We start from the raw sequence: 7,170 nt of genomic DNA, 5'->3' as shown, positions 1-7,170 counted from the left end.
AACTAAAACGAAGTAATATGGCGCTCTCACAATTTCAACTTGGTATCTACCTTAGTGCAGATAGCCCCAAAGGCTTCGTTAACCTGTACACCAAGCTCACTGCCTCCGATAACCTAGATACGACCTCCTATGTGGGGTCGGTCTATAACAACAAGGCTAATGGTATCAATTTTGGGCAGGTCATCGGGTGGCGAAGTGCCAAAAATCTCGTCAAAGTCAAGCTGCGTGTCCCCATTGAGCAAGGTATTTTTACGACCGTTACGGAAGTTTGGTGCGACGCTACCCAAGTATCAGTATATGCCCCTGCGTTAGATGAAAAAGTAGCCAAGTTTTACTACTGTACTGGCAATGGCGTTCGACTCCGAAACAGTCCTTCACTCGCCAACCTGCTCAACGTGGTAGGAGCGGCCAACAAAGGCGACTTGCTCGGAAAGTCGGACGGATTCATCGACAATGATTTCTACCTTATCTACGCTACCACCCTTACAGGAGCTTACAAGCTAGATTCAGCGGGCAAGAAAATTAGTTACTACGTTCACCGTGACTACATATCGACCGTCAACCCTGCCGTAACGCCCTCCTCTGACCCTAGCAGCCCCGTTGATACCAACAAACCTGCGGAGGGTAACACCAGTCCTACCATCGACCTCGAAAATCCCACCCCTGCGGCCAACTCAGTTGGCGTATGGGCGGCGCTTGGTCTGTCTTCACTGGCTTTTGGGGTCGCCGTGGTGAGTTATGTCCGTAAGAAAACCAAACGTACTAAGAAGCCATGAAACAAGAAAAATGGTACGTAAGGGCTTACAAAAGTCGGCCTATCCAATACACGGTATTTGGGGTGGTCATTGTAGGACTTATCTATTTCATCGGTCGTCAGGCAGGTCGGGGAAGTTTTTCGGATTACAAACCCAAAAGCCTTCCTGAAGACCCCAATTGGTCACCTGACATCTACGTCGAAGAAGCATGGAGCGTTTTGAATGGTTTGTTCACTTTAGCCTCTGACAAAGAAGAACTTTTCTTAAAGTTAATCGGATTGTCAGACCGCCAATTGACCTCTATTTACAATCTCTACAATAGTCGTTACGGCAAACAGGATGGCTACACCCTCACAAAAAAAATGGATGCAGAGTGGAACGTTTTCTGGACAAGCAAACGAAATGACCTCGTCAAAAGAATGCGTAACCTCGGTCTCAACTAATACCCGCTATGGAAACCCAAGACAAATCAATTTTTGAGGTATTGCAGGGGCTATTGTCGGGTGAAACCAAGCCCGAAGTCACCGTCAATACCGAAATTTCGCTCGAAAACGCCACCCTGCTCAAGCTCTTTTTGGGTTGTATTCTGCTCATTGTGTTTGCGGTGGGGCTGGCTCAGTTGGGTCTACGTGCTACGCTCAAACGATTTTTTGAGCCTCGCAAATCACCGCCCAAAAACACCGCTATCCAACTCTCTAATCGAAAACCTTGAAACTCGAAATGCCTCACCGATTTATCGGGCAAACTGCCCAAGAATTAGCTGCGTTGGCTTATGCGCCGCTTAGTATCATGTTGGCTCTTGACCTGAATTGGGTATCACCCGTGGCCACCATCATCACCACTATCAGCGGCCTTTTTGTAGCAGTGTTTGCGATACGTTTTTACGTGGCTCAAACCCGAAAAAGTGAGGTGGAACGAGACCTTGCCAAGCTCGAATTAGAGAAGCTCAAAAAGTCAAAATTAACTCGCAAAAAAACCGAAGACGATGAGTAACGAAAACACACAGAAGGTATCACTCTGGCTTCAAATCATTGCCTCCATTTGTGCTATTGTAGCTTTTGGATGGGAGTACCAACGCAGACAAGCCGAAAAATCAAAATAACCAATGAAAACCCTCACCCTTGCCGATTACGGTCGTGCCGTCCAAATCCTAGACTGTGAAATTGCCGCCATCATGGCCGTGGCCTTGGTAGAGAGTTCGGGCAATGGCTTCAACTCAGACGGGACGCTCAAAAAACGTTTTGAGGCCCGTTGGTTCAAACGTTTGTCGGGCAAAACCGCCTCCACTTACAGCGAAGCCTACGCCCTTGACCCTACCAACGCCATGAAGGCCAGTTGTTGGGGCAAATTCCAGATTATGGGTTTTAACCACAAAATAGTGGGCTTCTCGACCGTAGAGGCAATGGTGAGGGCTTTTGCCACGGGCGAAGCTGCCCAATTGGACGCGTTTGTAAAGTTTGTACAGGACAAAAAATTAGAAGACGAACTACAAACCCTCAATTGGGCAGGGTTTGCTTTTCGCTACAACGGCGAAGACTACGCCAAATTGGGCTACCATCTCAAAATGGCTGATGCCTACCAGAAGTACAAAGCAGACCCTGCTGTCACGCTCGCCGAAACCGAACGGGTAAAAAAAAAAGCACCCAAGCCACGGCCATCATCATCGGTGTAAGTCTGCTCGTTGCGATGGGGGGCTTTGCGCTCTTCAAACCCAAAACCGTTGCCCAATGGTGGCGAAAACTAAGCAGAAAAAATGACTAGAAAAATCATCATTGCTGTATTGCTATCCTTACTCATTGCCCTTGGCGTATACGGAGCCATTCAAGCCACCAAATCGCGTACCAAGGCCATTACAAGGACGGGAAGCATCAAAATCAACCAGAAACTAAGACCATAATGGGAATCCTTACCAGAACCTTTCCAATGACCCAAAAGACGATTGAATCTTTTCAAACCGCTTACCAAGACGGTTCGATGGAGTCGCTCTCCAAGGCGTTGCATCGTCAGTTTGGGGAGACCCTCAAAGAGTGCGTTGACGTTACCAAAGTCAATTCATTATTGGCCGCTATCTTGCTCTACATCGAAGGAAAACCCGACGGTAAAGCGGCATGGTTGGAAAATAAGTTTACGGGCTACTCCAAGGAGTTGCCTTCCAACGGAAAGTACATCGGTATCAGCCAAATAGATGTCCAATCAGCGGCTTACGCGCTATTCATCGAATACCGAAATGCCGCCCTGACCGACAACGAAATTGCCTTTTTGAAACAGGCCATTGGTACAACCAAGGCCACGCAGCTCTACGATAAAATCAAAGCGGCCAAAAAACAAAGTTCACCCTCGGATTGGTTGGCTACCAATGCCGCTACCCTTTTGCAAGACGGCCTTTTCAATTCGATGCCCTTCAACATGGTGGTGGGTCAAATTTATTTTGGGCAGTGCCTCGACAAACACGCGGGTCTTGCCTCACGCTACGACCAAGCCTATTTTGCCTACAATCAGGGTATCAACACTAAGTTTCCCCTGACGACCAACACCGATGCCCTCCTCAGCGCAAAAGTGTCAAGCAACGGCAAAAGCTACGTACTCAAATCCGTAGGCTTACACAGTCCTTTTTGGTTTTTAGAATCCCTCTTTTAAGCGATGAGACTAGGATTTGAAAAAGCAAGCAATACCCTCAAAGGCCGCGTGATGCGCTTCGGCTCAGGAGGTGATTTTATTCACTGTCAGTTCATTTTCGACCAGTATGACCGCATTTCGGCCAGTGCTTGGGATGTGTATGGCATTGGGTTCAGGACGTATGATGAAACCGTGAGCGACGAAAGCCTTTGGGAGTTCTTGGATTTTGGCAATGAAAAAGACGAAGCTCTCTACGCTTGGTTCCGCTCACACCTTGGCACCCCTTACGACCTCGCAGGGCTTATCACCAGTTTCATCGTGCCGTGGCGAAAACCCCAAAACCTCCAAATGTTCTGTTCGGAGGTCTGCTATCATGCCTGTCAAGAAGTGTTGCAACTCAACCTCCCCCCAGTAAACGCTAACTACCTCAGTCCGCAAGGGCTGTATAACCTTCTCAAAAACAATGGCTAAAGGAGTAAAAACAATCACGAACCCCCAAGTAGGGGACTTGGTCACTGCCCCAAATGCGACTTCTATCTATGAAGACGACAACGGCGAACAATTTGCCAACACTGCCCCCAAGGGCGCAAGTTTAGGCGCAATCAAAAGTATCACCGCTTCCAACGACAACGGTGACACCATGTATGAAGTAACCGACGGTTGGGTTTATGCGGATGCCGTGGAGACCAAAGCGAATCCTAACTATGATTATGCTTCTAGTACCACGGGAACTACTAACAAAACAAGTGGTAAGTTTTGGGATGTATTCGGCAAAGTACTCGACATTGGCGTGGGTATTTTTGGTAAAACCACCCAAAAGACCACTACCGACCCTGATACTGATACCACTACGACGACCACCGACCGCAATCAACCCGAAGCCGAACAAAAAAGCGTTCCCACTTGGGTGTGGGTGACGGGAGGAGTCCTCGTTTTTGGGGGTCTGATGTTGGCGATTTTCTTGCCTAAAAAAGAACCCAAACCTAGTCCCGACCAACCCCTCATCGTTCGTCAATAATGCCCCTGCCAAAACAAAATATTGCCCTCGTTGACCTTACCAAAAAAGTCTCGAGCACCGACTTAAAAGCCGTGGCCGATGCCCTGCAAATCCAAGTCAGTCGTGATTTTGCCTCCATTTGGGGACAAGATGCCACCCTGCAAGTAGTTGACAATAGTGCTGCCGTGCCCAAAGGGACTTGGCCGATTTGGATTGTGGATGAAATCGACGTGGAAGGCGTCAAAGGCTACCACTGGACCGACGAACGAGGGCAACCCTTTGCCAAGGTCGAATACCGTGAAGGTTGGTCACTCACGGCCTCGCATGAGCTACTCGAAATGCTTGTGAACCCTTACGTGAACCGTACCATGCGGGTCAAAGGGCTAGATAGTTCAGGGCAGGAAGTGGATTTTTTAGTCGAAGTCTCCGACCCCGTTGAAGATGATGACTACGGCTACCGCATCAATGGCGTGTTGGTCTCTAACTTCTATTATCCTGCCTTTTTTGACTTGATAAAAGTCGAAAACCGCAAGTACGACCACCTTGGATGGCTCACCGAACCGCGAAAACTGCTCAACGGTGGCTACATCAGTTGGAAAGATGCCGCAGGGCAATGGTATCAGGCTTTCATGGTGGAAGGCCAACTGATCATCAAAAAATTGGGCGATACCATGCCGCTCACTGCCCGCGAAAAACGGACGCTCTGGACGCTTGGCGCCATTGGGTTAGGTATCACCACTGTTCTCATTTTCATCATCTCTAAAATCAGCAACAATGGCAACCGCTTACGTTAAAAATGACGCCCTGAGTTTCTATTCTCAACCCTCTGAGAGTAGCATTGTTACAAAACTAGAACGTTCTGGCCAAACTGAGCCTCATTATCTATATGGCTATAATGAAGGGGATAATATTGGGATTTTGACAGGCGAAGAAGCAAATGGATTTGTTCAAATCGAATATAAGTTTGACATAAGACGCTCACTTGTCTCAAAATCTAAATGGTATTTGGCAATTCCAGTCGTTGGTCTTGCGGCTACTCAAGTCAGTAAATGGTACCATGAGACGGAATTACTTTGGGTCAAACAAGAAGACATCGACACCGAAAGTCCAGAAGACCAAAAAGAAAAAGAGCAAGAGGCAATTAAACAAAAAATCCTCAATGGCAACAACACTCCCCTTACCACGGGAAGCGGAGACGACAGAGGTGGTAGTGGAAATACGTGGATTGTCGTAGGGATTGTAAGCGTAGTTGCCGCCCTGGGAGGCGTACTTTGGTGGGCGTTCCGCAAACCCGCTACACCTGCCCCGCCTGCCCCTGCACCCACCATCATCCAACTCCCCAAAAAAGGTAAATAATCATGGAAGACCAAGCCCCCTCAAAAGAAATCGACCTCAATGAAGTGGTCGTTACCGCCAAAAAACCAAAGGAAAGCGGTGGATTTTGGGATAGCATCGGGTCATTTTTTGGCAATCTATTCTCAAAGAAAACGGATACTACCACCAATACCCCTAAACAAGACAACAACATGGCCGCCGCAGCACTCATACCCGCTATTTCCGAAACCGTGGGTGGTATTTTCAACTTTCTCGCCAAAGGAAAGGAAGTCAAAATCGCCGAAGAAAAAACCGAACAGCTCAAGCTACAACTAGAAGCTACCGAAGACATCGAATTGCAAAAAACCTTACAAAAGCAACTCGACCTTCAAATCACCCAACTCAACGCCGCCAAAGAGTCGGATCGGTTGAAACGAATCGGGGGTTGGTTTGCGCTGCTTACCGTAGCAGGTTTGGCAGGGCTGATTGTCGTACAGGTTTTCAGGTACAAAACCAAGAAGGAAACGCCACCACCGCCCATTGTCATTCAGCCATGAACCGTAACTTAAAAAGAGAAGTTTGTATCCTCTTGATTTCCCTCTTTTTAGTGGGCGTCGCTATCTTTTTTTGGATGAAGAGAGGAGCAGAAATCATTGCCTTCAAGTACGGCAAATACTCCAATTATTTAGTAGATGCGTTGGCCTAATTTCAAAAATCATTTACGGGCTTGTTGGTGGGCAACCTTTCTGCTAGCAGCTCTCTGGATAGTTTTATCAATCTACCAAATTCTAACCCAATGAAAACAAAAAAAGCAAAACCCTTATTAATCATCGCCCTACTTGGCACGGTCGCCGTAGGAATACTGGCTTGGATTTTGGATAATCTACGGTTTAGCAAAACAACCACTAAATCTACTACTCCCTCGACCACCGCCGCCAACGGCGATACTTCAGAAGAATCCTCCGAAAGCGCGGATATCAAAGAGGTAAAAACCCACCTCTTACAAAACGTAAGCTTCACGGAGAATCAAACCTACGAAGTAAGTTTTCCTGCGGGTTGGAAGGCTTCTATGTACGTGGTAGAAATTACCGACGAGCTAGGAGCAGCCGTCTTGGCTGATATTCCCCCTGCCACGCGTACGGCAACGGGCTTCTCGGTGTCGCCTACTTTTAGCGCCCAAAACCTCACAATCCGTATTGTAGCACTTATCTAAAAAACACAATGGGAATCTTACTAGCAATCATCGCACGAGTGGGTTTGTGGACGTTGACCCCCCTTTTTATCATCATTAATCTGATTTGCTTTTGGCTTAAGAATCCCCCCAAAAAAGCCTGGGAGCTTACCAACAACTATTTTGAAAACATGGCCGTAGGAGCCGACATCATTGGCAATGTCGTAGGAGGGAAAAACGTATGGAATTTCCTGTTTAAAAAAGGCTCGAATCCCAATCACGATTTTGGCGGATTTCATACCATCTCCTGCGACCTC

At 47.6% G+C, this 7,170-nt stretch carries 15 protein-coding genes; all 15 read left to right on the top strand.

The genetic code is table 11. The features are described 5' to 3' along the window. Positions 1–776: hypothetical protein (locus G563_RS0118025; RefSeq protein WP_211235290.1), on the top strand; the 776-nt coding region annotated here is incomplete at its 5' end. Then, positions 773–1,198, top strand: coding sequence for a hypothetical protein (locus tag G563_RS0118020; protein WP_028666529.1), 426 nt, complete (start codon positions 773–775; stop codon positions 1,196–1,198). The genes G563_RS0118025 and G563_RS0118020, both read left to right, overlap by 4 nt. Before the next feature lie 8 nt (positions 1,199–1,206). Next, a complete protein-coding gene (locus tag G563_RS0118015) occupies positions 1,207–1,467 on the top strand; it encodes a hypothetical protein (RefSeq protein WP_028666528.1) in 261 nt (86 codons plus the stop codon). Between the two features lie 8 nt (positions 1,468–1,475). Then, positions 1,476–1,748, top strand: a complete 273-nt coding sequence (locus G563_RS0118010; protein ID WP_028666527.1) for a hypothetical protein — start codon at positions 1,476–1,478, stop codon at positions 1,746–1,748. A 112-nt stretch (positions 1,749–1,860) separates the two neighbouring features. Beyond that, complete coding sequence (locus G563_RS35200; RefSeq protein ID WP_051211061.1) at positions 1,861–2,427, top strand: N-acetylmuramidase family protein; 567 nt, start codon at positions 1,861–1,863, stop codon at positions 2,425–2,427. 81 nt (positions 2,428–2,508) lie between these two features. After that, a complete protein-coding gene (locus G563_RS38160; RefSeq protein WP_157585445.1) occupies positions 2,509–2,652 on the top strand; it encodes a hypothetical protein in 144 nt (47 codons plus the stop codon). After that, positions 2,652–3,392, top strand: a complete 741-nt coding sequence (locus G563_RS0117995) for a hypothetical protein (RefSeq protein ID WP_157585443.1) — start codon at positions 2,652–2,654, stop codon at positions 3,390–3,392. Before G563_RS38160 ends, G563_RS0117995 begins: the two co-directional genes overlap by 1 nt. A gap of 3 nt (positions 3,393–3,395) precedes the next feature. Continuing rightward, complete coding sequence (locus tag G563_RS0117990; protein ID WP_028666525.1) at positions 3,396–3,842, top strand: hypothetical protein; 447 nt, start codon at positions 3,396–3,398, stop codon at positions 3,840–3,842. Next, complete coding sequence (locus tag G563_RS0117985) at positions 3,835–4,389, top strand: hypothetical protein (protein ID WP_028666524.1); 555 nt, start codon at positions 3,835–3,837, stop codon at positions 4,387–4,389. The genes G563_RS0117990 and G563_RS0117985 overlap by 8 nt, the downstream gene beginning before the upstream one ends. Further along, on the top strand, positions 4,389–5,162 hold the full coding sequence (locus G563_RS35195; protein ID WP_051211060.1) for a hypothetical protein: 774 nt from the start codon (positions 4,389–4,391) through the stop codon (positions 5,160–5,162). The genes G563_RS0117985 and G563_RS35195 overlap by 1 nt, the downstream gene beginning before the upstream one ends. Next, positions 5,143–5,724 (top strand): hypothetical protein, encoded by a 582-nt coding sequence (locus tag G563_RS0117975; RefSeq protein ID WP_028666523.1) that lies wholly within the window; start codon positions 5,143–5,145, stop codon positions 5,722–5,724. Before G563_RS35195 ends, G563_RS0117975 begins: the two co-directional genes overlap by 20 nt. A gap of 2 nt (positions 5,725–5,726) precedes the next feature. Continuing rightward, complete coding sequence (locus tag G563_RS0117970; protein ID WP_028666522.1) at positions 5,727–6,239, top strand: hypothetical protein; 513 nt, start codon at positions 5,727–5,729, stop codon at positions 6,237–6,239. Then, positions 6,236–6,388 (top strand): hypothetical protein, encoded by a 153-nt coding sequence (locus G563_RS38155; RefSeq protein ID WP_157585441.1) that lies wholly within the window; start codon positions 6,236–6,238, stop codon positions 6,386–6,388. Before G563_RS0117970 ends, G563_RS38155 begins: the two co-directional genes overlap by 4 nt. A 90-nt stretch (positions 6,389–6,478) precedes the next feature. Then, a complete protein-coding gene (locus G563_RS0117960; protein ID WP_028666521.1) occupies positions 6,479–6,895 on the top strand; it encodes a hypothetical protein in 417 nt (138 codons plus the stop codon). Positions 6,896–6,903: 8 nt separating this feature from the next. Next, on the top strand, positions 6,904–7,170 hold a 267-nt coding region (locus tag G563_RS35190), incomplete at its 3' end, for a hypothetical protein (RefSeq protein ID WP_037327391.1).

It is taken from the genome of Runella zeae DSM 19591 (genome assembly GCF_000423565.1).
GTDB classification, from domain to species: domain Bacteria; phylum Bacteroidota; class Bacteroidia; order Cytophagales; family Spirosomataceae; genus Runella; species Runella zeae.
Note: the sequence above shows the minus strand (reverse complement) of the source record. Positions and strands in the feature narration are given on the sequence as shown.